The sequence below is a fragment of the Flavobacterium hungaricum genome (assembly GCF_015182285.1).
In the GTDB taxonomy this organism is placed as follows: domain Bacteria; phylum Bacteroidota; class Bacteroidia; order Flavobacteriales; family Flavobacteriaceae; genus Flavobacterium; species Flavobacterium hungaricum.
The window spans coordinates 1,440,822-1,465,879 of sequence record NZ_PRDM01000001.1; the positions used below are offsets into that span (position 1 = coordinate 1,440,822).

Below are 25,058 nucleotides of genomic sequence, written 5' to 3' on the forward strand. Positions count from 1 at the left end.
TGCAATTCTTTTTTGATACGGCAGATGAAATAAATAACATTAAAATATGATTAAACCAGGTTTAGTTCGTTTCATTTTAGCAAGTTTAGTTGTCTTTTTTCATGTTACCAAATTTGTTTTTATCGGGCATTTGGCTGTTTACTGCTTTTTTATATTAAGCGGCTATTGGGTAACTTTAATGTATGAAACAAAATATAGCAAAGCAAAGCAGCCCTTGCTGGTATTTTATTGCAGCAGAATTTTTCGTTTGCTTCCGGTTTATTACCTGATCAGTATTTTAACTTTTATCATGCTTTTTATATTTGATTCTCAGTTGATAGCAAGACTTCAGTTTGCATCGCTCAGCGGTCTTAGTTTTGGACTCGCAAATTTATTGATGTTAGGTTATAATCAGCTTAGTTTTCAACCCTTAGTGCCAGCTTGGTCTCTGGATATTGAGCTTCAGTTTTATTTGTTTTTGCCAGTAATTTTGATTTTTCTGAAACAAAAAAAAGTAAGGTACTCAATTTTAGGCATCGCTTTTCTTCTTGCGCTGGCTTTATCTTTTTTATGGACAGATTTATTCATTAGCAAAACGATCCTTAAATATTTAGTTTATTTTCTTGTTGGGATAGAAATTTATAAATCCAAGATAGAATTCAATTCCAAGCTGGAAAGAATTTTCAACAGTTTGTTTGTAGGGATATTAGTGATACATTATGTAATTCCCAAATTATTTGCTTTGGTTAAGCTGGCTGACAGCAGTTACAATGAGCTTTTCAATATTTTAAGTTCTTTTCTTTTAATACCGCTGCTTTCAAATAGTGTACTAAGGAAAAGTGATTCTAGAGACATCCTGCTTGGTGGTATGTCCTATGTTTTATATTTAAGTCATTGGATGTTTATAATTCCATATAACCATTATATAAATGAACTTTCAAAGATAGATCGGATACCTTACCTGTTGGGCTATTTATTTATCACTTATCTATTTTCGTTATTGATCTATCAATATTATGATATGCCGTTAGATAAATTAAGAAAAAAATGGGTTTCAAGAAGAATGTAATAAGTATAAAGTATCTGCACAATTAATTTATTTTAAATCGAAGTAATGCTAAATCGAATAAAGGGACATCCGCATTATTACAAAGCGCTTCATTGGGGAAAGTTAATAAGTATTACAGGTTCTGCACAGATTATTATTCAAGTGGTAGGCTTTGCAAGCGGTCTTTTGATTATACACTTATTATCTGTAAATGAGTATGCGCTTTATACTTTGTCTAACACTATGCTTGGAACCATGACGCTGTTAGCTGACGGAGGTATCGGAACTGGAGTATTTTCGCAAGGAGGACAGCATTGGCAGGATAAGGAAAAACTAGGTGTTATCTTGGCAACAGGACTTAGTATGCGCCGCAAATTTGCCATTGGAAGTCTTATTTTTGCAGTGCCATTATTGATGTATCTATTGTTGCGTAATGGTGCAAACTGGTTAATTACGATATTAATTGTAGCTTCTTTGATTCCTGCTTTTTTTGCAGCGCTATCAGATTCGCTGCTGGAAATTTTTCCTAAACTTCATCAGGATATACTTCCATTACAAAAGAACCAGGTATCAGTAGGAATTTGGCGTTTGATTTTGACGGGCTTAACAATTTTTATTTTCCCTTATTCGTTTATAGCCATTTTAGCAAGCGGAATTCCGCGAATTTATGGAAATATAAAGCTTCGTAAAATTGCTGAAACTTTTGTAGATAATAAGCAGACCACTGATCCTGTTGTTGAAAAAGAGATTATGTCTATCGTTAAGCGAGTACTGCCAGGTGCAATTTACTATTGCTTATCAGGTCAAATTACTATTTGGCTGATTTCCATTGCAGGAAATACCGCATCAGTTGCACAAATTGGTGCATTGGGCCGAGTATCTGTTTTACTAGGAGTATTAGCGTCCTTATTTTCTACTTTATTGGTTCCTCGTTTTGCCAGACAAAAGAGTGACTTCAAAGTATTGCTGAACCAATTTTTATTAAATGTTTTCCTTTTAATAATTGTATGTATAATACTCGTTACTTGTGTTTTTCTGTTCTCAAATCAATTTCTATGGATATTGGGCGGAAATTATAGAGGCTTGAACACAGCGCTGGTTTTAAATGTAACAGGAAGCTGTTTGGGATTAATAACCGGATTCCTATTTTCGCTTAGTTCCAGCAGAGGGTGGCTTATTAATCCTTACTTGTATATTGCCAGTAATTTACTATCTATCGTAATTGGTATTTTCTTATTTGATATTTCATCTTTAATGGGGGTTTTGTATTTCAATATATTCATTTCAGTTGTTCAGGCTGTAATATACTCCTCATACACGTTTGTTAAAATTTATAAATTGAGATCAGTTTAGTTTAATCATTTTGAATATTTATTATATGAATAATCGATTAGTATCTGTTTGCATACCGGTTTATAATGCGGCAAAATACATCGAAGAGACAGTAAATTGTTTCCTATTGCAAACGTATGACAATATAGAAATAATTATACAAGATGATTTTTCGACAGATGGAACATGGGAAATTCTAAATGATTTATTTGGCAGAAACCTCAAAGTAAGTTTGTTTAGAAATGAAAAAAATCTTGGAATTGGTCCCAACTGGAATAATGCTTATGACAGGGCCACAGGCGAATATGTTGTTATTGCAAATGCAGATGATATTCACAACAATACCTTCATAGAAAAAGCTGTAGAAAAACTGACAGATCCACAAATAGATTTCGTGTCATTTAAATATAAAATGTATTTCGAAAAAACAGGTTTAAAGAAATTTACATCAAAAAATGAATTTATGAAATCTGGTTATGTTGAAAATGCATTCGAAAAAATTGCATTTGAGAATCCTTTTCACATCATTTTCACGGTCTTTAGAAAGAAAAAACTAGAAGAAATCAAGTTGAATGGCCAGCTCTTCTTAAACACTCAGGTTTGTGATGCTGAGTTGATGCTGCGATACGCAGAAAATAGAAAATTATACTATTGTGACGAAGTAATAGGGTATTACAGAATTCACGAAACCAATAATTCAACTATTCCGTTAGGCGAATTGAAAAGTTATTATAATGATGTTCTTCCTATTTGGCATTCTACGCTCTCTAAGAAGTTTGGGTATAAATTTAGAAAAGGGATCATTATGGGAACGCTGTTCTATATTAAGGCAATGGTAAAAGGCAAAAGTCCATGGAATTACAAACTATTTTCTAACATGCTTTGGTTTTCAATAAGTTGACTTTATAAAAATGAGAAAAATTATATCAGAGTTTAGATTGTACCTCTGCAATCATTTAATATCACATATTCCAAGTCATTCTATACGGTTGTTTTATTATCGCAAGATTATGAATTTTAAGATTGGCAAAGGAAGTACAATTTGTATGAATTGCAAGTTTGATGCTGCAAAAGGATTAGAGATTGGTCTTGATTCTGTAATTAATAGCGGATGCAGAATTGATACCAGAGGCAATTTAAAAATAGGAAATAATGTTTCCATTTCTGAGGAAGTAATTATTCTAACTGCTGATCATGATGAGTTATTCGACCATGCTCAAGCACGCAATAAAGAAGTTGTAATAGAAGATTACGTATGGATAGGAACAAGAGCTATGGTTTTGCCAGGTTTACATATCAAATATGGTGCAGTCATAGCGGCTTCGGCAACAATAACTAAAGATGTTGAATCTTGTAATGTAGTGGCTGGAATTCCCGCAAAGTTCATCAAAATGAGAACCAATAATTTTAATTACAGCGCCAGATATAGAAGATTATTTCAATAAATTATGAATAACGATTTTTGCATTATTTCAAATAATTGTTGGGGAGCGGAGATCTATATAGAGCGTCAGATCGAATATAATTCGCCCTTTGTAGGATTATTTATTCCGCCGCTTCAGTTTGTTAAAATGGCAAACAACTTGCCCGAATACCTTAGACAGGAATTAGTATTTAAGCAGGAAACTCAGTTTAAAGAATATGAAGAACTTTATCTGAAAGAGAAATATCCACTTGCATTGCTAGGTGATATTGAAATTCACTTTTTGCATTATAAAGATGAGAAGGAAGCTTTATCAAAATGGAAAAGAAGATTGAAAAGAATGCCAGAAGATGCATCCAATTGGTTTGTTAAAGCATGTGACAGAGAAATAAATGAATGGCCCAAATTTATTACACTATGGAATTCTATTCGCTATAAAAAAGTTTTCTTTTCGGCCAAAAAAAGAACCGGAATCAATTATTTAATTTCAATTACAGAGTCATACGATAATTATGTAACCGACGGAAAATCATTGTATCTCTTGTCAAAAGATTATTTTGATGTTGATAACTGGATCGATTCAAAAGGCTCTTCCTGGAGGGTAAAAAATATTTCGTACAAACGCAGTTTGCAATTTCTATTTACCAAACTAAAATATAAAATCAAGAAACCATGAACGGTATAAGTGTAATAGTTTGCTGCTACAACAGTGTTAGTAGATTGAAACCAACAATTGAACACTTGCAAAATCAAATCAATATAGCAGTAGGTCAGTGGGAAATACTGATCATTGATAATGCTTCTACAGATGCTACTTTTGAATTTGCCAATAATTTGTGGCAAAACAGCAAAACAGCAGACAGTCCCAACTTTAGAGTAATCAAAGAGGCAACACCTGGATTAACTGCAGCCCGAATGTGCGGTATAAAGAATTCTAGTTTTGACTTTTTATTATTTTGTGATGATGATAACTGGTTGTCAAATAATTATTTAAGTGATGCATTGGGTATCATCAACAATAATCCGAATGTGGGTATTATTGGAGGATATGGTTTGCCAGTATTTGAAGGGAAGGAGCCTCCTTTATTTTGGGAAAACCAATATCATACTTTGGCAGTCGGTTCGCAATATTTACAAGAGGGCAATATAACCAATACCCGAAAAGTGGTATATGGAGCAGGAATGATTGTAAATAAAAAGGCTTTTGCAGAATTGGTAGATGAGTATGAATTTGAGTTTCAAACCACAGGTAGAATTGGGACCTCATTGGTAAGTAGTGAAGATCATGAGTTATGTTTGGCCGTGGGTATGATTGGTTATGAAGTCTTATGGTACAAAAAGTTACAGTTTTATCATTACATTCCAAAAAGCAGAACTGAAATTAAGTATTATAAAAAATTATTTTTAGGCTTCGGACTTTCCAGCCCAATGTTGATAGGATATTATCTTGATAGAATAAACCCCATAAACTTAAAAAATGATTATAGATACATTGCTTCCAGAAATATTAAAAAGATGATATCCATTTACATAAAAATTTTCTATCAACGAATTATTCTTCAAAAAAGCGAATATCAGATATTACATCTTTTGCAGCAATTGTATTCAAATTTAGGAAGTTTCAAAACCACAATTAAAGTCAAAAATAGGATTAGAGACAGTTTTTTAAAAACAAGATTGTATAAATTAAACTAGCAACTATAGACATTCAAATTAAAAATGGAGATTGTTACAACACTTTTTGAAGGGCATTATGAAAAAGGCGTGGGAGCTTTAGTGAATTCTTTGGCTCGGTCTTCTTTTAAGGGAATAATTTATGTTGGATACAGGGGAGACCTTCCTGTATGGATCAATCAACTACAAAAATCAGATCAGACTTTCAAGATTGGAAATGATGTTCAGTTGGTTTTTGAATTATTGGATGTTGAGATGCACTTCGGCTATTATAAACCTTCTTTTATGAAAAAGGTAGCTGAAGCAAATGCAGATCTGACCAATATCTATTATTTTGATCCTGATATTGTGGTCAATGCGCCTTGGTCATTTATATCAAACTGGACAAATAATGGAGTATCAGTTTGCCTTGATAATTGTTTTCCCTTTGTACATCATACGCATCCATGGAGGAAAGAATGGCAAAAACTTGCCAATAATAAATCAACCTGCGAATTGAATTATTATGCAAATAGTGGTTTTATAGGCATACATAAAGATAGTTTGGCATTATTGGATCGATGGGTTTCATTAACTGAAAAGTATAAAGACATTGATGGAGATTTGTCCAGATTTGAAAAAGACGGTTATCGCGCCTTCAAAGGTGATCAGGATTTGTTGAATGCGGCAATGACGATATCTCAAGATATTTCTTTTAGCGTCATTGGAAGTGAGGGAATGGGATTTACAGATCCGGCTTACTTGATGGCCCATGCAGTTGAAACAGTAAAACCTTGGAAAAATAACTTCATCAAACAACTCGTATCGAAAGGTTTTAAACCCAGTACTGCGGCAAAAATGTTTTTCAACTACTGTCAATATCCAATCGAAATTTATTCTAAATCGCAATTGAAAATAAAAAAAATGGATATTAAGCTCGCTTCTATAATGGGCAGAATGCTGGGCTGATAAAGTGCCAGTAATAAATTGAATAATGATTGAGCTGCTTACATGAAAAATAACATAAATGAAAATACTTTTTTTATGTGGTTCTTTAGAGCCTGGTTCTGATGGTGTTGGTGATTATACCCGCCGTTTGGCAGGAGAACTTGTCAGGAACGGACATCAGGTGATAATTGTGGCTTTAAGTGATAATCATGTAAGGGAAGTTAGTGCTGAAATGCAGCAATGTGAAGGAAGCATTATCTCTGTATTGCGTATACCACATTTTGTGCCATCAAAACTACGCTACAATAAAACGGCGCAATACATAAAAGACTTTAGCCCCGATTGGATAAGCTTGCAATTTGTTCCCTACAGTTTTAACTCAAAAGGATTGCCTTTTTTGCTGCCAGCGTTCCTAAAGAAATTCAAAGGAAAGCACAAATGGCATATCATGTTTCATGAATTATGGCTGGGAATAGACAAGGAAGCTCCATTTAAGCATAAATGCATCGGGAGATTACAGCAAGTTATAATTAAAAACATAATTCGTACGACCAGACCCAATAGCGTTCATACGCAAAATAAATTGTATCAATTTTTTCTGAAGAAACACAACATTGATGCGCAGGTTTTACCTATTTGCGGTAATATACCGTTAGCAGCTGAAAAAAGGGAAAGTGCTGACTTTACTCAATTTGTGTTATTTGGCAGTATTCATTTTGGAGCGCCTTTTAAGGATTTTGTAGATGATTTAATGCGCAATTCAAAACTATTTATCAAACCAATAAAATTTATTTTTATTGGAAAAAATGGAGAAGAGCTGGAAGCTTATAAAACTACACTTGAAAATTATGCTATTTCTTATAAAGTATTGGGCATTCAATCTGAAAATGTTATCTCGCAAGTGCTTGCTGAAAGCGATTTTGGAATATCTACAACGCCTTATTTTCAGACAGAAAAAAGCGGGGTTTATGCAGCTTACAGAGAACACCGATTAAGTACAATTTGTGTTGCTCGAAAATGGACACCAATTAATGGGAAATACGAAATACCGCAAATTATTAAATATGAAAAAGATAATTTAAATCTCATTTATAAAAAAAATGAAGTATTTGATTTGCAAGTTATGACAAGTCAATTTGTTAATTCAATTTCCATATTATGAAATTACTAGTATCTCATCCGACTTTAAATGCAAATTCAAAAAATTTGGTTACTGGATTATTAAATAATAAACTGCTTTATAAATTATTTACTTCAGTAGCAATATTTCCAGATCAGTTATTATACAAATTAGGCAGTAATTCAAAGTTAAAAGATTTAAGAAGAAGAAATTTAGACAAGGCATGGCAGCCCTATACCTGTTCAAAATCTTTTTTTGAGTTTGGACGTTTACTAGCATCAAAACTGCAGTTGAGGTATTTGACTAGACACGAAAAAGGTTTTTTTTGTATAGATAAGGTTTATGAGAATCACGAAAAATGGGTTGCAAATAATTTGGCTAAAGCAAAAAAAGATGGTTTGTCAGCGGTGTACGGATATGAAGATGGTGCATTGGCCACTTTTACAAAAGCAAAGCAATTAGGTCTGTATTGTGTTTATGATTTGCCTATTGGTTACTGGAAAAGTGCGCGGCGGCTATTAGAAAAAGAGCTCGACATCAATCCAGAATGGTCAAGTACATTAACAGGATTTAATGATTCTGTAGATAAGTTAAATAGAAAAGATCAAGAATTGGCGCTTGCAGATGTAATTTTTGTAGCAAGTAGTTTTACCAAAAAAACGCTGCAAGAATATTCAGGAAATTTGCCGGAAATAAAAATTATACCGTACGGCTTTCCAGAAGCAAATGAAAAAAAAGTATATCAACCCCTGGTAAATCGTAAACTCAAAGTTTTGTTTGTGGGAGGGCTTTCTCAAAGAAAAGGAATTTCGTATTTATTTGAAGCAGTCGAAGGATTAAAAGATAAAGTTGAATTAACTGTTGTTGGGCATAAAGCAGTTACTGATTGTAAGGCACTGAATCAAGCTTTAGAGCAGCATCAATGGATTCCAACATTATCTCATACTCAAGTTTTGAATTGTATGCGAGAGCATGATGTCCTTGTTTTTCCTTCTCTTTTTGAAGGTTTTGGGCTGGTAATTACGGAGGCAATGTCACAAGGAGTACCGGTTATCACGACCGAGCGAACGGCAGGTCCAGATATCATAATACATGACACAGACGGATGGATTGTTCCAGCAGGATCTTCAATAGCAATTAATCAAGTTTTTACTAAAATTTTTGAAAAACCAGAGATATTGGAGCAGTTTGGGCTAGCGGCTCAAAGTAAAGCTCAAAGCAGGCCGTGGTCCGTTTATGGACAAGAAATGGCAGAAGCACTTTCTTCGTTAAAGATCTTATAAACAATTTGAATAAATGGATATAGCTAAAGAACAGCTTTTGGAACCAAAAACATATCATTCTTTAAAAATAGCTATTTGGCTGTATTTTTTACTTTGGATTTTTGAAGGTGCTTTACGCAAATGGATTTTACCTAGTTTGGCGACACCTTTATTAGTTGTTCGTGATCCAATTGCGGTATATATTATTCTAAGAGCTCTTAATTTAAAGGTCAATTTTATAACTCCATACATAGTTTTAGGTTATATTTTTACTCTATTAAGCCTTGCAATTGCTTTATGTTTTGGTCATGGTAATCTTTTTGTAGGCCTTTATGGGGCAAGGATTATGTTAGTTCATTTTCCTCTGATTTTTATCATCGGAAAAGTTTTTACAAAAGAGGATGTGCTCAAAATGGGACGATTTTTATTAGTGATGAATATTGTCATGACCATCATTGTATACTTCCAATTTAGTAGTCCGCAGACAGCTTTGATTAATGTTGGAATTGGAGGTGAAGGAAGTGCAGGATTTTCTGGAGCAATGGGATATAGCAGACCGCCTGGAACCTTTTCGTTTATATCGGGTTTGGCTAGTTTTTATACTGCGGTGTCCGTTTTTATTTTTTATTTCTGGTTGTCTAAAGAGCGTTGCTCCAAGATTTTACTCATAATAAGTACCGTTACTTTGATAATTGCTTTGCCGCTGACTATAAGTCGCGGTGCCGTAATGGCTGTTCTCATAGTGGCCTTGTTTGCTGTAATAGCATCAGTGACTTCCAGTAAAATGATTGCTAAATTAATTGTCAGCACAATTGTTTTTGGTTTAGTGATATATGCTTTGCAAGAGTACTCTACAACATTTAAGCTGGGTATAGAGGTATTTATGGATCGAGTTGATTCTGCCAATAAATCAACTGCCGGCGGTGGTTTAAAGGATTCCATTTTTTTAAGAATTTTCAATGACTTAACAGAACCAATTAGTGATTTATTCATTCAGCCCGTGTTTGCAGGTAATCTCGGAATGGGTACAAATGCCGGTGCACAAATGCTGAATGGAAAAATTACTTTTCTGATTTCCGAGACCGAGTTTGGTCGTTTAGGTGGTGAGCAGGGTATTCTTTTTGGCGGGGGACTGATTATTTTACGATTAGTTTTAGCACTAAGTATGGCCGTTCAATCATTTAGATTGCCACGGGAAGAAAAATTGCTTCCCTTCATTCTTTGCGGAGCGGCAGTTGTTACGATAATTCAGGGACAATGGGCTCAACCCAGTATTCTGGGATATGCTACAATTATGGCAGGTTTAGTTCTGGCTATTTTGATGAAAGCTGACACTCCTTTACAAAAAACGAATTTATGATTTCAAAGCTGATTTTGATTGGTAATTATAAGCCTGATAAGCAATTTAGTATGCTGATTTTCGAAGGATTAATGGCTGATGGATATAAAAAGGCCAAACTTCAGGTTAATGTTATTCGTCCTCGAGAAATATGCAGGAAGTTAGGTTTTAATAAACCCATTTTGATAAAATGGCTGGCCTATAGTGATAAATTTCTCTTATTTCCCATAGAACTATTTTTGATAAGAAGCTTGCATTTTGTTTTACTTAAAAAAGTCAATTATCATATATGTGATCATTCAAATGCTTTTTATCTCAACTTTTTGCCTAAAAATAAAACGATCATAACATGTCATGATGTTTTGGCAATAAGAGCAGGTTTGGGATTTGCAGGCACATATTGCTCAGCAACAAAATCGGGTAAAATTTTGCAGAAAATAATTTTAAAAGCACTTTCAGGAGCAAATAAATTAGTGGCGGTATCTGAATTTACATTAAACCAATTGATCGAAATTGACACAAAACCCAACATCAACAAAAAATGGATCTGTATTCATAATGCTTTGTCTGAAAAATTTGTGCCGCTATCTGCAGATCAAATTAAAGAGGAGCTTACTAATTTTCAACAATTAAAAAATAAAGCCATCATTTTGCATGTAGGTTCTGATTTGGAACGCAAAAACAGAAAATTGCTAATCCACATGATTCATGAACTGCAAAACGATTGGGACGGATTATTGGTGCTGGCTGGAGAAGCTTTAGGAGCAGAGCTTCTTGAATTAATTCAAAAATTAAATGTTTCTGATCGAATTGTACACATTAACAGCCCTAGTAACAAAGAAATTATAGCACTTTATTCGATGTGTGAGGCCATGATTTTTCCGTCTTATTCAGAAGGTTTTGGCTGGCCTATAATTGAGGCACAAGCTTGTGGTGCACCTGTTATAACAAGCAACAAAGCACCTATGATGAGCGAAGTAGGCGGCAAAGCAGCCTTATATGCAGATCCAGACAATGCAGCAGCTTTTGCAAATCAATTTTTAAAAATTAAAAATAAAGCGTTTAGAAATCAGATTATAAAATTTGGCTATGAAAACGCAAAACGGTTTGATTTTGACACTACTGTCCATAAGTACATTGAATTAATAAATAATTAAACATGGTGGTGCTCAAATTAATCATTGTTTTATTGCCTTGGCGATTGAAACGTTTTGTGTTGGTTCAATTTTTTAAATATGAAATTCATCCCTCGGCTAGAATTGGGCTTTCCTGGATTTATCCTAAAAAATTGATCATGAGTTCTCATTCCAATATAGGGCATTTTAATGTAGCCGTAAATTTAGGTTTAATAAAAATTGAACAATACTCTAGTATAGCAAGAGGTAACTGGATTACAGGATTTCCGGATGACAGTAATTCTCAACATTTTTCACATCAGCCAGATCGCAAATCACATTTAATAATGGGACAGCATTCTGCCATCACTAAAAATCACCATATCGACTGCACCAATACCATTCAAATTGGGAATTTTGTTACCATTGCAGGTTATGCCAGTCAATTTTTGAGTCATTCTATTAATATTGAATTGAATATTCAGGACAGTCAGCCCATAACGATAGGCGATTATTGTTTTTTAGGAACTGCATCAACTGTTTTGGGTGGAGCAAATTTACCTTCTTACAGTGTTCTTGGTGCAAACTCTTTACTAAACAAAACTTTTACAACTCCATATCATTTATACGGTGGAAATCCAGCCAAGGAAATCAAAGAATTGCCAAAAGATCTTAAATATTTTACCAGAGAAGTTGGCTTTGTTATATAATAAATAACCGTCACAAAATAATCAACCAATGAAAGTAATCCACTACATAGCCAGCATAGATAAAAGTGGTGGAGGAACTACAGAATATATGCGTTTGTTAAGTAAAGCATTAAAGGAGGACACTTCACTTACTATTGCGACAGGAATTTCTAAGGATCCCATAACTATTGATGGGGTATCCATAAGCTTTTTTGATAATAATATTTTAAGATGGTTTTCTTTGATTAGAGAGTTTCGTGTTTTCCTTAAAAATGAAAAACCTGATATTGTCCATATTAACGGAATTTGGAGCCCTCAAAACTGGGGTTTTCAAAAAGTCGCACAAGAGTTAAAAATAAAAGTGCTTTTGTCGCCGCACGGTATGTTAGAGTCATGGATTCTGGAGCACAACCCTTTTAAAAAAAAACTAGCGCTCCTGTTATTTCAAAATAAAGCCATAAGAAAAGTGGATCATATTCATGCAACAGCTCAAATGGAAAAAGACAGTATTAGAAAATTGGATTTCAAAAATGAAATTACAATTGTACCAAACGGTATAGATTTGACTGAATGCAAAAGTTTTAAAGTGGTTTATGGAAGCAAAAAGGTAGTTTTCCTTTCGCGAATTCACCCTAAAAAAGGCATTGAAATTTTGTTAGAAGCTTGGCGTAATTGCAATACTAAAGGCTGGACTCTGGAAATTGCCGGCAGCGGAGACGAGGCTTATACAGCAAATCTAATTCAGAGTTGTCAGGATTTGCAAAATGTATATTTTGTTGGTGCTTTCTATCAGGAAGCCAAATGGAATTTTCTGCGCTCAGCAGATGTTATGGTGCTGCCTACTTATAGTGAAAATTTTGGCATTGTCGTCGCAGAAGCTCTGGCAGCTGGAATTCCAGTGATCACAACAACAGGAACACCATGGCAAGATTTGGATAGTTACAACTGCGGCTGGTGGATTGATTTATCAGTTGAAAATTTACAGTCGACTTTAGTAAAGGTTTTTAATACGCCAGTAAACCAATTGCAAGAAATGGGAATTGAAGGTAAAAAGCTTGTCAAAGAAAAGTATGATATACAGGTAGTAGGAAAAAAAATGGTTGAATTATATAATACTATTTAAAACATGAAAATAACAATAGTTCAAGGCGCTTTTTATCCAGTTCCGCCAATATTGGGCGGAGCTGTAGAAAAAATATACTTCAAATTAGGACAGGAGTTTGCAGATTTAGGACACGAGGTAACACACATTAGCAAAACTCATCCATCTTTTGTAAATAAAGAAACCATAAACGGAGTATCACATATTCGGGTTAAAGGTTTTTCAACTCCAAAAAGCTTACTAATTTTAAAATTTTATGATTTAGTATATACTTTAAGAACATTGAAACATATTGATAGTGATATCGTAGTTTCGAATACTTTTTGGCTGCCAATTTTTTTTAGAAATAAAACAAAAGGTAAAATTTATGTCAGTGTAGAGAGAAGACCAAAATGGCAGATGAAATTTTACACGAATGTTTGGAAATTCAGAGCTTGTTCTCCAATGATTTTTGATTTAGTTAAAGAAAGACTTAAGCCCAAATATCATAACAAAGTTTCATACATCCCTAATCCTGTTCCATTTCAAATAAAAGATTTTAAAACAGATAAGACCAACAGTATTTTATTTGTAGGTCGTCTCGACAAGGAAAAAGGAGTGCATATTTTAATAGATGCTTTTAATTCGATTCCAGATCCTATTTCCAAAAATTGGACATTGGACATTGTAGGCCCTTGGGAGTTAGCAGAAGGAGGGGGAGGAGAAGCTTACTATGAAAGTTTAAAAAGCAAGAACGGAAATGTAAATTTTGCAGGTCCTATTTACGATCAAGATGCCTTATCTAAATTTTATTTCGAATCTAAAATTTTTTGTTACCCAATACAAGACGGAACTGGAGATGCCGGTCCTGTAGCTCCTCGGGAAGCAATGTCTTACGGATGTGCCACCGTTCTCTCTAATCACGATTGTTTTAATGAATATGCCCGTGACGAAATAAACTGTTTGAGATTCAATCAAAGCAGTGAAAAACAGACAGAGCAGCTTTCGGAACAATTAATAAGGCTGATGACTGATTTACAGCTTCGCGAAAAAATTTCTTTAAACGGAAGAAAAATTTTTGATGACTTTTCTACTGCTAAAATTGCAAAAATGTTTATTGACGACTTTCAAACAGTATTAAATGAATAGCGCCACTATAGAACACAGTCAAAATTCGCCTTATGACTCACCTTGGACATTATCGTATCGATTAAAAATGCTGCTTTGGGAATATGCCTGGTTACTGTTTTGCAGCTGGACACCAAAACCAGCTAATTCATGGAGATTGTTCTGGCTTAAATTATTTGGCTGCACGATTTATGGAAAACCCTTTGTACATCAAAGAGCCAGAATTCAAATTCCGTGGAATCTTACAATGCACGATCATTCTTGTCTGGGAGACAGAGCCAATGCTTATACATTGGGAAAAATAGAAATTTTTGAACATGCTACAATAGCACAAGAAGCTTATCTATGCACAGGAACTCATGCTTTTGATAAAGCTTCCTTAAATCTGATTACCAGTAAAATTACCATAGAAAAAAATGTCTTTGTAGGTGCCAGAGCTTTTATAATGCCAGGAATAACAGTAAGAGAAAATGCTGTTATTGGATCAGGAAGTCTTGTAACTAAAGATATTGAGAGAAATGCTATAGTGGGAGGAAATCCTGCAAAATTTATTAAATATAGAGTTATTGCATAATTTCTATTTAAAGACTATTCCTCTTAGTTGTTTTTTATTATCTAAAAATTGTTGATGGCAATTCGATCGTCACAATGTATTCTGTAAAAATTTAAATCTAGAAGTTTTGAGTAAAATTCCAATTTCTGTAATCGTATCAGTCAAAAATGAAGCGCTGAATTTACCATCTTGCTTGGCTAAATTAAAGCGGTTTGACCAAATAATTGTAGTAGATTCTGGAAGCACAGATGATACCACAATTATAGCTGCCGCTCTGGGAGCCGAAGTATTGCAATTTCAATGGAACGGCAAGTTTCCTAAAAAACGCAATTGGGCAATCCAGAACGCAGACATCCGCCACGAATGGATTTTGTTTTTGGATGCCGATGAATTTGTTACTGATGAATTTGTCAGCGAAATAGCAATTAAAACCCAAGACCCTTCCTATAATGGTTTTACCATACGATTTGAAAACTATTTTATGGGTAGAAAACTAAGATACGGTTATGGGTTTCAAAAATCAGCACTCTTTAGGAAATCCAAAGGCGCTTACGAAAAAATAGAAGAAGATTTGTGGAGTCATCTGGATATGGAAGTACATGAACATCCTATTATCGAAGGCAAAGTTGGAGTCATAAAAGCAAAAGTAGCTCACAAAGATTTTAAAAATTTAGAACACTATATAGCAAAACACAATGCTTATTCTACTTGGGAGGCACAACGATATTTACAGCTTAAAGAAACCAAGAACGTTCTTTTGTCTATCAATCAAAAAATTAAATATAGCCTTCTTAGTACAGGACTGCTTCCAGCTGTTTATTTCTTGGGGGCGTACTTTTTAAAATTAGGATTTTTAGACGGGAAAGAAGGATTTTATCTGGCACGTTTTAAGTCACATTACTTTTTTCAAATTCAAACTAAAATTGATTCAATAAAAAATAATATCGAATTAAAATGAAAAGAATATTGATAACAGGCGGGGCTGGATTTGTAGGTTCGCATTTATGCAAAAGATTATTAAATGAAGGAAATGAAGTAATTTGCCTGGACAATTATTTTACTGGAGCAAAATCCAATATTATTGAACTCATCGATAATCCCTACTTTGAAATAGTTAGACACGACATAACGGAGTCTTATTATGCTGAGGTAGATGAAATTTATAATTTGGCGTGTCCAGCATCTCCTGTGCATTATCAGTACAATCCAATAAAAACAATAAAAACTTCTGTAATGGGAGCTATTAATGTACTGGGGCTGGCAAAACGTGTTAATGCTAAAGTTTTGCAGGCCAGTACCAGCGAAGTCTACGGAGATCCTCTTGTGCATCCGCAGACAGAAAGCTATTGGGGGCATGTAAACCCAATTGGAATTCGTTCTTGTTATGATGAAGGCAAGCGTTGTGCAGAAACGTTGTTTATGGATTATCACAATCAGAATAAGGTTGCCATAAAAATCATCCGAATTTTCAATACTTATGGACCTAATATGAATCCGGTTGATGGAAGAGTGGTTTCTAACTTTATCGTACAAGCCTTGCAAGGAAAAGATATAACCATTTTTGGAGATGGTTTACAAACCCGTTCATTTCAATACATTGATGATTTGATTGAAGGCATGACAAGGATGATGGCTTCAAGTCTGGAGTTTCTCGGTCCTGTGAATTTAGGAAACCCAAACGAATTTACGATGCTTGAACTGGCAGAGGCAATTATTGAACTTATTGGTTCTAAATCAAAAATCATTCATCTGGATCTGCCGCAAGACGATCCGAAACAAAGAAAGCCAGATATTTCCCTGGCAAATAATAAACTGGACGGATGGCAGCCTAAAATCCAGCTTCGCGAAGGCTTGGTCACAACCATCAATTACTTTGATAAGCTATTACTTAATTCCTAAACCTTTTTTAGCAAAAACAAACAATTTACTATCGCTGTTTAACCAAAAAAAATACTATATGAGAGTAACTGTTATTACGGTATGTTTTAACCGAAAAGAGACCATCGAAAAGACCATAAAAAGTGTTTTGAATCAGCAATATAATGATATTGAATACATTATTATTGATGGCAATTCTACAGATGGAACCAAAGATATTATTGAGTCTTACAGCGATAAAATAAGTCAATATGTTTCAGAACCTGATAAAGGTATGTACGATGCAATAAACAAAGGGCTTCAACTAGCAACAGGAGAAATTGTTGGACTAATGCATTCTGATGATGAATTTTATGATAACAGAGTTATTAGCAGAATTGTAAATCAATTTGATTTTGATGAAGATATCGATGGCGTTTATGGCGATGGTGTTTATGTATCAAATGACCTGCAGGAAAAAATGATTCGAAATAGAATAGGAGGAGCTTTCAATCGTCAAAAAATCAAAATGGGCTGGCTGCCTTTACATCCTACAGTTTATTTAAAAAAGTCAGTAATTGATAAAAATGGCGCTTACAACTTGGACTTTAAAATCGCTTCTGATACTGACTTTCTGCTGCGTTATTTGTACAAAAACCATATTAAGCTGGGTTACATAAACAACTATATCGTTAAAATGAGAATGGGAGGCATGAGCACAAGTCTTAGATCTGCTTTTGAAGTTTTATATGAAGATTATAAAGTTTATAAATCACACGGTCTCTCTGCCATTTTTACTGTGTTTCTTAAAAAAACCAGTGCTTTAAGACAGTATATGCTTCATTACTAATAATTAAAAAGAATTTCCGACCACACAAAAAAAATCATCAAAAGAAACAAGTTTTAAGAGCCTTCAAATGCTGTTTGGTAATGCAATTTTAAACAACAATTGAGTAACGTTTAAGTATTCAAATAGCAGCTTAATACATTTTTTAAACCATTACATTACTACTAAATATTACAATTAACATGAAAAAAAATCTATTACTGATCATTTTGCTGCCTTTAGTGATATTGCAGTCTTGTACGACAAGAAAAGAAATGCTGTATTTGCAAGATGTTGATAAATATGCCAATACAAATTTAAATTACGTATCCACCAAAATACAGACCAATGATATCTTAAAAATAGAAGTTGGCGATCTTAATCCTGTGGTAGCAGCACCTTTCAATATTAGTTCAGGATCAGCCAGCGCACAATCTTCAGTAGAAATGATGAAATTATCTGGTTATTTAGTAACACCAAAAGGTTTTGTCATGATGCCAATTTTAAATGAAATTAAAGTAGGCGGTTTAACACCAACAGAAGCAGAAGTCGTGATCAAAAATCGTCTGATAAATGAGGGTTATTTAGTAAATCCAACTGTGCAGGTTCGAGTATTAAATAACAAATTTACCATTTTAGGCGAGGTAAATGCTCCAGGGGTAATTCCTTTTACTGAGGAGTCCATCAGTGTACTGGATGCAATAGGATTAGCAAAAGATTTAACCTATTCAGCAATAAGAAAAGACATACAGCTTATAAGAGAACAAGATGGGAAACGCTTAGTCTATCATATCGATTTGACTACTGCTCACTGGATGTCTAATCCCAATTTTAGGATAAGGCAAAATGATGTTATAGTAGTAACGCCTAATAAGCTAAAAGCAAACAGCGGCGGCTTAATAAAAGATCCATTGCAGGTTCTAGGAATTGCGGCCTCTCTTTTAGCAATTATCTTACTTATAGCTAAATAGTAAGATCTGACAAACTACTTAAGTAGTTGAGTATTTGACCCAAATTATATGTTATTAATGCCATTATTTCTAAATTAAATTATTATGGATTTTAAAAAAGAGTTTTTAAAGTATTTTCATTACTGGCCGTGGTTTTTGCTAAGCTTAACTGTATTTGTGGGAGCCGCTTTTATTTTTATAAAAATTGTGCCGCCAACATATGAATCATCTGCTTTAATCTTTATTGATAAAAAACAAGAAGATAAATCACCAATAATTACTATTAATGCAAGTCAAAAAAGTGATGAAGATGATTTGGAAGAAGAAATCAGACTGGTGACATCCAATGAGTTTTTGATTAATGTAGTAAGAAAGATGAACTTAAGTTTTAGTTATTTTGAAAAAGAATATTCAATTCAAAATAACGTAGTACATGAAGTTCCTTTTGTCCTGATACCTACAGTTTCAAATGACCTTTTACCTGTGGTTTCTTATGAAATTAAAGTAGATAAAGGCGGATTTATTATTACTGAGCCAGAATCTAAAACCGTTTACACAATTAAAGGTTATGATGGAAAACAAGTTATAAACGATTTGCCATTTAGAATTCGATTATCATCTAAAGCAGCGAAAAATCCCGCTGATTATTTTGAGAGTGAGTACAAAGTAAGTTTAGAACCTACGAGCGTAGCTTTAAAAAATTTAAAGGCGGCACTTGTCGTTCTGCCTGATGAAAATTCGAAAGGAACCTTACAATTAAGTCATACAGGAGTGAGTCCTGATCGTTCCCGAAAAATATTGACAGAAATTATCTTTTTACTGGATAAAAGCCTTATTCAAAATAAACAAAAAGTATACAACAATACCGTTACGTATTTAAAGGAAAGGATAAAAAACTTCGCAAAAGAAAAAGATTCGATTGAAAGTATAAAAGAGCAATACATGCAAAATAATGATATTGCTGAATTGCAAACATATGTTGTAGAGGAAACTGCTGACAGAAGCCAGAAAAAAGTAAATTCTATGCTGAATGAAAAGCAGATCGTGCTTGCCAGCTATGCAATTAGTGATGTAAAGAAATCGGGTCCGACAGAATCATTGGGGGCGGATTATAATATAGAGGCACCAGGAATAAAGCAGATGCTTCTGAATTATAACACAAAACTCATGGACAGTCAATTGATACTAGAAAGAGCACAAAAAAATAATCCTACTTATATCGCGGTAGTATCACAGATGAAGATTCAGAAGCAAGAAATTCTTAACGCTTTAGAAGGATATTTAAGTTTTTTGAATCAAGCAAACAAGGTTAATAAAACCGAACAAAGCATTGCCGATTCAAAAGTGAGAAGTATTCCAACCAAAGACAAAGTGTTAGGGAATATCAACAGCCATCTTAGTATGAAAGAAGAGACTTATGTTGCTTTATTACAGAAAAAAGAAGAAGCTGATATGAGTGGTGCAATTGTCGAATCCAACTTAAAAACGTTAAACTTGCCTGAAACGAATTATTCGGCAATTTACCCAAAACCAAAATCATTTATGTTAGGCAGTTTCATGTTTGGAATGCTGCTTCCTTTTGGCATTATATACGGACGTTTTTTCTTAGATACTAAAATCCATAGTGAAGAAGATATTCATAAAATAATAGGCGATATTCCTATTCTGGGACATATTCCTAAAATAAATAATAATGAAAAGCTAGACAACTCGGCAACCTCACGATCTTATATAGCAGAGGCAACAAGAGTTTTGGCTTCAAACATATCCTATTTGCTGCCCAAAAAAGAAGAAAGCAGGGGGAGCGTAATATTATTTACTTCTTCTATTCAGGGAGAAGGAAAATCATTTTGTGCCTTTCATAGTGCAATAACAGCGAGTACGATGAATAAAAAAGTGCTTTTGATTGGTATCGATTTAAGAAATCCCCAGCTGCATGATTATTTTGGAGTCGATAGAAATGAGTTAGGCCTTACGGCTTATTTGGCGAATAAAAGTGACGACTGGAAAGGATTCGTGTACAAAGACATTAAATTTTCTAAAAATCTCGATGTTCTTTTTGCCGGACTGCCGCCTCCAAATCCTTCTCAATTGCTTACAAATTCTAATTTCGAAACATTAATTGAAGAGGCAAAAAAGGAGTATGATTTTATAGTACTGGATACAGCTCCTGTACAAGTGGTATCTGATACGCTCAATTTTAGTCATTTGGCCGATGTGACAATATTTGTTGCAAAATATGATTATACCGATAAAAACAACCTATTTGGTTTAAATAATTTTATTAAAAAAAAGCAATTAAAAAATGTAGGTATTATTATTAATGGAGTAAACATGAAAACCGCTTACGGCTATGGTATGAACTACGGTTATAAATACCAAGAAGCAAAAGTAAAAAAACGTTGGTATCAAAGAAGTACTAGTTAATATCAATTTTAAGCAAATTCATTTTAGTTAATAAAAGAGGTTTTTGCTGCAATCAAATATTAAAAAATGTTTCATAAAATAGTTCGATTGGCATTGATTTTAGTTATCGGTATCGTTTTTTATTTTTCATGGCTGCCAGATCCTAGTCTTCATAGTGAAAGTTATCTGCCTAGATGGATTTTGAACTGGAGCAGCCAAAATTATAATTTGCGTACTGCCGTTCCTTTCGTAGTGGTAGGTTTTCTTTTAGAAGCCTATACTAGCGGCAGGAACTCAAATGAGCCACATGAGAATAGAAATCTGAATTTTATGCAGCTTATTGTAATCACTGCAATCATTGCGTGTACAGCCGAAGGAGGTCAATTTTTTATTAATCGAAGAAGTCCAGATTTTATGGATGTTTTTTATGGAATTGCAGGAAGTATATTAGGAATATTGAGTTACCGTTTATTGAAAAAAAATAAAAAATGCGAAACAGACATAAATTCACCTTTATAATTTGCTGTGCTATTACAGATATGATCGCTATGATAATTGGTACTGTGTTGTTTTTGAATTTTGCAAATCAAGAGAATACAGGTTGGAATGGATTATTTTTAGATAAAATGATTCCCATTACAATTTTAAGCTGGTTGTTTTCGGTTTCCTATTTTCAATTGTATAAAATTGATGTTCTTTTCAATCTAGAGCATTTTTTTCGAAACAGCTGGCGCGCCTTTTTCACACAAAGAGTGCTGTGGCACATCTATATTTTCATATTTCAGGACAATGTGCTTTACTTCTTTGGAAGTAAGGCCAATTTGTTTCAATTGAGTTTTTTGCTGTCCTATTTTCTGATGTCCAGAATTTTGTTTACTCTCGTGATTGGACAAATAAAAGGATGGGTTTTTAAACGTTACACTGTTGCAATATGGGGGTTTAACAAAACCAGTATTGAACTCGCGTCACATCTAGAAGCCAATTCCTTTTTCATCCATTTTGTAGGTATTCTAAATGAAAATTCCCCAGAAGAATATACCAGTAATGAAGATTTTAGTTTGGCACTTTATCAATCCATTCATAATGCATCCAAAGAAAATATAAATGAACTATACATTGTATCCAAGCCTGATTTTATTTCAGATTTGAATTATTTTTTCGAGCTTGGAGACAAATATTGCATGCGTTTAAAGTTTATTCCTGATTTTTCATCCATTTCAAAAAAGCATTTTAACTCAAGCCATTTAAATAATTTTCATGTTATAAAACCACGTTTTGAACCACTTCAGAACGCCTATAATCGATTGGTAAAGCGAATTTTTGATCTTGCTTTTAGCAGTTTGGTCATTGTATTTGTTTTATCGTGGCTCTATCCATTATTAGCGATTTTGATAAAGAGACAAAGCAAAGGTCCAGTGTTGTTCAAACAAATGCGGACAGGTAAGAAAAATGAACCATTTTGGTGCTATAAATTTCGCAGCATGTATACAAATGTTGGAGATGAAAGCGAGCAGGCAAAAAAAGAAGATTCCCGTGTAACACCTATTGGAAAATTCCTTCGAAGGACGAGTTTGGATGAGATGCCTCAATTTTTTAATGTCTTGATGGGAAAAATGAGTATTGTTGGACCTCGGCCTCACATGCTTAAACATACCACAGATTATAATGGTCATATCAACAATTTTATGGTTCGTCATTTTGTCAAACCCGGAATTACAGGTCTAGCTCAGGTTTCGGGACTTCGTGGAGAAACAAAAAGAGTTGTGGATATGAAACGACGCGTAACTACAGATATACAATATGTACAAAACTGGAGTTTGATTACCGATATTAAAATTTGTTTTTTAACGGTTTTAGTAACCTTAAAAGGAGATAAAAATGCTTTTTAAACTTAAAAAATAGAAACTATGGATTTTACAAATTATTTGATAGGTTTGCTTACAGGAGTTTCCGTGACGACCTTTTTTCTTGGAAAAGAATGTTATAAATATTATACCAAATACACGATCCAACAAAAACAATTGGACAGAGTTTTGAAACTGAATGACAAAATCAAAAAAATAAAAACCATGAATTCCAATGAAACTTCAAATCTGAATGTTGGTATTTAAGCATCGTTTGTTATTTAAATACTATTAAAAAGGAATCCAATATTTGATTTTCCTTTATTTTTCCAAAATGCATACTTCACCAGTACCACCCATGTAAACTACACCCCTAAGTTTAAAAGAATTTAAATTTTAATGAGCTCAATAGAGTATTGAGCTCATTTCTTTTTCTACCTGCTTTTGTCTGATTACTTTTTCAGAGTGATATAATATAATTTGTTTTAAAGACTTTTTAGCCAATTCACTAGTAAGATTAAAAAGAGAGTCTTTCCATTACTTCATGTTGATTTCTCCAGTAAACAATTATTAATAGAGGGAGGTTATGTCTTATGTCGAGATACCAATTCACCACTATTAGAGATCCATCTTTTGGGCTTCATCGTCCTCAAGTCGGCTTAACATAGCGTGGATATACTTCTCTATGGTAATTACTAATTCTTAAGAGATGATAAAAAAAACAATTTTAGTTCGAGACAATAAGGGAACTTTTCTAAAAATGTTTAAGAGAAAGTTTAAAGATGAATTTGAATTTTACGAAGATTCTTTTTTATTGAAAAATAAAACCGTAAATGCTAATTTTGATTACTCTGTATTTGTGGTATATGACTATTCAGAAGTGATAGATCTGTTTGAATTAGAAAGTATTAGTGCGAATTTTATGATTTGCTTATTTAGCAAGAATCTTTACAATAGTTTATCCCTTATAGAAGAAATAAAAGATTTAATTTTAATAGATGCTTCAAAAAATAAAGGAGAACTTTTTGAAGATTTAAAATTGTATTTTAAAAAATCTTCAAATTTGCTTCCAAAATTAAAAGGAAAGAAAATTGCAAAATCAAAAATTTCCAAAAAACAACTGGATATAATTCAAAAAGCGCTGTTTTATTTGACATAAATTATTTTGGACTTGCTGATTTTAATCAGTCTGCTGGCAAAACCTCTCCGTAAAATTTTAGTATTTTTTTAAATTATTTGAAGCTGCTAGTCCAAGTAATCAGGTGCATAAGTTCTCTGGCCGTATTTAATGTCTATTTCTTTTAAAAATTCTCTGCGTTTCTCTGTCATTTCAGGAACGGGCAGGAATTCACCAGCTTTTACTGGTGTGCCGATTTCCTGAAATAATTTCTCCAGTCCTGCAGGCACCACTGTGCATAAAAGACGTGCAAATCCTTGTGAAGTATTCTTAAAGCAGTGCACCGCTCCGCCCAAAGGGATATTTATAAAACCGTCCTGAGTTACGATTTGTTTACCGGCTTCAGTTTTAAATTCGAGTTCTCCTTCCAGTACATGAAACATTTCCTGAGTTTCGGGATGCGCATGCGGAGGTGGTCCACCTCCAGGTGGTACTATCATTTCAATAACCGCATAGCTGCCATTGGTCTGTTCGCCGGAAATAATAATTCTATAATTTCCTCCCGCAATTGCTAGTCGCTCTCCTTCATTTTTATTGATAATCTTGATAGTCTTGTCCATAATTACATTTGATTGCCGCTGTACATGCCGCCTTTAAAAATTTCTCCTTGTTCATCTGTAAAGAATAAAACCAGTTCAGCATCTTCAGAAGCTTGTATAGAAATAGTTTCATCTTTAAAGATAATGCATTCTTTTTTCTTCAAATCAATACTGCTGTTTATCTTTACAGATCCCTGAAAAACATACAAAAGGGCAGTAAGGTTTTTATTTGGCAGTTCAGGAATTTCATAGTTATTACCGCTAAGCAGTTTCATATCGTAAATCCAAGTCTGGCTGCTGAATTGAAATTCAGTTTCAGGATTTGGAGATCCAATTAAACGCCAGCTGTTTTCACTGTGCAGATTGTCAAGTTCCAAGAATACAACTTCGGGCTCTAAATCTTTTTTTCCCGGACGAATAAAAATCTGAAGTCCTTCCATTGTTTCTTGCTGTCCCATTATTTTTTCTTCATGAAAGAATGATCTTCCGGCTTTCATCAGCATGAGTGTTTTTCCACCTATTACTTTTACAAAACCTTCGGAATCGCTGTGTTCAGCTTCTCCCGTCCTGAAATAAGAAAGTATCTCATCATTAATGTGGGGATGCATTTTAATGACTGTATTGCTTTTGATCTCAGGATGGTCTATTCTTCCGATGCTTCCAATTCCGGTATCTGTGCTTGAGACTGCCGATCCCGGATACAATATTTTTATCGGACCATGCCCAAGAAATTGGGAACTGTTTATTTTCTGTATCATCGCTATATTTTTAAAGAAGCCGGATATTTTA

At 33.8% G+C, this 25,058-nt stretch carries 26 protein-coding genes; 24 read left to right on the top strand and 2 right to left on the bottom strand.

The features are described 5' to 3' along the window. Positions 1 to 46: 46 nt before the first annotated feature. The 24 genes from C4F50_RS06095 (at position 47) to C4F50_RS06210 (ending at position 23,712) form a co-directional block, all read left to right on the top strand. Positions 47 to 1,048, top strand: a complete 1,002-nt coding sequence (locus C4F50_RS06095) for an acyltransferase family protein (RefSeq protein WP_193845517.1) — start codon at positions 47 to 49, stop codon at positions 1,046 to 1,048. A gap of 45 nt (positions 1,049 to 1,093) precedes the next feature. Further along, positions 1,094 to 2,380 carry an MATE family efflux transporter gene (locus C4F50_RS06100; RefSeq protein WP_228011968.1) on the top strand — a complete coding sequence of 429 codons (1,287 nt, stop codon included), beginning with the start codon at positions 1,094 to 1,096 and terminating at the stop codon, positions 2,378 to 2,380. Between the two features lie 25 nt (positions 2,381 to 2,405). After that, positions 2,406 to 3,260 (top strand): glycosyltransferase family 2 protein, encoded by an 855-nt coding sequence (locus tag C4F50_RS06105; protein ID WP_193845518.1) that lies wholly within the window; start codon positions 2,406 to 2,408, stop codon positions 3,258 to 3,260. A 109-nt stretch (positions 3,261 to 3,369) separates the two neighbouring features. Continuing rightward, entirely contained in the window at positions 3,370 to 3,804 is a 435-nt protein-coding gene (locus tag C4F50_RS06110; protein WP_228011969.1) for an acyltransferase, read from the top strand. A gap of 3 nt (positions 3,805 to 3,807) precedes the next feature. Then, positions 3,808 to 4,458, top strand: a complete 651-nt coding sequence (locus C4F50_RS06115; RefSeq protein ID WP_193845520.1) for a DUF1919 domain-containing protein — start codon at positions 3,808 to 3,810, stop codon at positions 4,456 to 4,458. After that, positions 4,455 to 5,477, top strand: a complete 1,023-nt coding sequence (locus tag C4F50_RS06120) for a glycosyltransferase (protein WP_193845521.1) — start codon at positions 4,455 to 4,457, stop codon at positions 5,475 to 5,477. Before C4F50_RS06115 ends, C4F50_RS06120 begins: the two co-directional genes overlap by 4 nt. Positions 5,478 to 5,501: 24 nt before the next feature. Continuing rightward, the gene (locus tag C4F50_RS06125) at positions 5,502 to 6,404 is read left to right on the top strand and encodes a glycosyltransferase family protein (protein WP_193845522.1); all 903 of its coding nucleotides are present in this window, start codon (positions 5,502 to 5,504) and stop codon (positions 6,402 to 6,404) included. Between the two features lie 58 nt (positions 6,405 to 6,462). Continuing rightward, positions 6,463 to 7,545 carry a glycosyltransferase family protein gene (locus tag C4F50_RS06130; RefSeq protein ID WP_193845523.1) on the top strand — a complete coding sequence of 361 codons (1,083 nt, stop codon included), beginning with the start codon at positions 6,463 to 6,465 and terminating at the stop codon, positions 7,543 to 7,545. Next, a complete protein-coding gene (locus C4F50_RS06135) occupies positions 7,542 to 8,786 on the top strand; it encodes a glycosyltransferase family 4 protein (RefSeq protein WP_193845524.1) in 1,245 nt (414 codons plus the stop codon). Before C4F50_RS06130 ends, C4F50_RS06135 begins: the two co-directional genes overlap by 4 nt. Before the next feature lie 13 nt (positions 8,787 to 8,799). After that, on the top strand, positions 8,800 to 10,125 hold the full coding sequence (locus C4F50_RS06140) for a hypothetical protein (protein ID WP_193845525.1): 1,326 nt from the start codon (positions 8,800 to 8,802) through the stop codon (positions 10,123 to 10,125). Beyond that, entirely contained in the window at positions 10,122 to 11,261 is a 1,140-nt protein-coding gene (locus tag C4F50_RS06145; RefSeq protein WP_193845526.1) for a glycosyltransferase family 4 protein, read from the top strand. Before C4F50_RS06140 ends, C4F50_RS06145 begins: the two co-directional genes overlap by 4 nt. Before the next feature lie 137 nt (positions 11,262 to 11,398). Then, complete coding sequence (locus tag C4F50_RS06150; protein WP_228011970.1) at positions 11,399 to 11,929, top strand: acyltransferase; 531 nt, start codon at positions 11,399 to 11,401, stop codon at positions 11,927 to 11,929. Between the two features lie 28 nt (positions 11,930 to 11,957). Continuing rightward, positions 11,958 to 13,031, top strand: coding sequence for a glycosyltransferase (locus C4F50_RS06155; protein ID WP_193845528.1), 1,074 nt, complete (start codon positions 11,958 to 11,960; stop codon positions 13,029 to 13,031). Positions 13,032 to 13,034: 3 nt separating this feature from the next. Further along, positions 13,035 to 14,138 (top strand): glycosyltransferase family 4 protein, encoded by a 1,104-nt coding sequence (locus tag C4F50_RS06160; protein WP_193845529.1) that lies wholly within the window; start codon positions 13,035 to 13,037, stop codon positions 14,136 to 14,138. A gap of 226 nt (positions 14,139 to 14,364) precedes the next feature. Then, a complete protein-coding gene (locus C4F50_RS25875; protein WP_431357468.1) occupies positions 14,365 to 14,691 on the top strand; it encodes a DapH/DapD/GlmU-related protein in 327 nt (108 codons plus the stop codon). A 106-nt stretch (positions 14,692 to 14,797) separates the two neighbouring features. Next, complete coding sequence (locus tag C4F50_RS06170; protein ID WP_193845531.1) at positions 14,798 to 15,628, top strand: glycosyltransferase family 2 protein; 831 nt, start codon at positions 14,798 to 14,800, stop codon at positions 15,626 to 15,628. After that, positions 15,625 to 16,569, top strand: a complete 945-nt coding sequence (locus tag C4F50_RS06175; RefSeq protein WP_193845532.1) for a UDP-glucuronic acid decarboxylase family protein — start codon at positions 15,625 to 15,627, stop codon at positions 16,567 to 16,569. Before C4F50_RS06170 ends, C4F50_RS06175 begins: the two co-directional genes overlap by 4 nt. A gap of 58 nt (positions 16,570 to 16,627) precedes the next feature. Next, on the top strand, positions 16,628 to 17,377 hold the full coding sequence (locus C4F50_RS06180; RefSeq protein WP_193845533.1) for a glycosyltransferase family 2 protein: 750 nt from the start codon (positions 16,628 to 16,630) through the stop codon (positions 17,375 to 17,377). Between the two features lie 179 nt (positions 17,378 to 17,556). Then, positions 17,557 to 18,324 carry a polysaccharide biosynthesis/export family protein gene (locus C4F50_RS06185; RefSeq protein WP_193845534.1) on the top strand — a complete coding sequence of 256 codons (768 nt, stop codon included), beginning with the start codon at positions 17,557 to 17,559 and terminating at the stop codon, positions 18,322 to 18,324. An 84-nt stretch (positions 18,325 to 18,408) separates the two neighbouring features. Next, a complete protein-coding gene (locus tag C4F50_RS06190) occupies positions 18,409 to 20,730 on the top strand; it encodes a GumC family protein (protein WP_193845535.1) in 2,322 nt (773 codons plus the stop codon). A 66-nt stretch (positions 20,731 to 20,796) separates the two neighbouring features. Beyond that, positions 20,797 to 21,228, top strand: a complete 432-nt coding sequence (locus C4F50_RS06195; RefSeq protein WP_193845536.1) for a VanZ family protein — start codon at positions 20,797 to 20,799, stop codon at positions 21,226 to 21,228. Then, on the top strand, positions 21,198 to 22,598 hold the full coding sequence (locus C4F50_RS06200) for an exopolysaccharide biosynthesis polyprenyl glycosylphosphotransferase (RefSeq protein ID WP_193845537.1): 1,401 nt from the start codon (positions 21,198 to 21,200) through the stop codon (positions 22,596 to 22,598). Before C4F50_RS06195 ends, C4F50_RS06200 begins: the two co-directional genes overlap by 31 nt. An 18-nt stretch (positions 22,599 to 22,616) precedes the next feature. Continuing rightward, positions 22,617 to 22,820 (top strand): hypothetical protein, encoded by a 204-nt coding sequence (locus tag C4F50_RS06205; RefSeq protein WP_193845538.1) that lies wholly within the window; start codon positions 22,617 to 22,619, stop codon positions 22,818 to 22,820. Positions 22,821 to 23,367: 547 nt separating this feature from the next. After that, positions 23,368 to 23,712 carry a hypothetical protein gene (locus C4F50_RS06210; RefSeq protein ID WP_193845539.1) on the top strand — a complete coding sequence of 115 codons (345 nt, stop codon included), beginning with the start codon at positions 23,368 to 23,370 and terminating at the stop codon, positions 23,710 to 23,712. A gap of 86 nt (positions 23,713 to 23,798) precedes the next feature. Here C4F50_RS06210 and C4F50_RS06215 read toward each other — a convergent pair whose 3' ends face one another. Together C4F50_RS06215 and C4F50_RS06220 are read right to left on the bottom strand one after the other, a co-directional pair. Further along, positions 23,799 to 24,290 (bottom strand): cupin domain-containing protein, encoded by a 492-nt coding sequence (locus tag C4F50_RS06215; protein WP_193845540.1) that lies wholly within the window; start codon positions 24,288 to 24,290, stop codon positions 23,799 to 23,801. Positions 24,291 to 24,292: 2 nt separating this feature from the next. Next, a complete protein-coding gene (locus tag C4F50_RS06220; RefSeq protein ID WP_193845541.1) occupies positions 24,293 to 25,027 on the bottom strand; it encodes a pirin family protein in 735 nt (244 codons plus the stop codon). Positions 25,028 to 25,058: the final 31 nt, after the last annotated feature.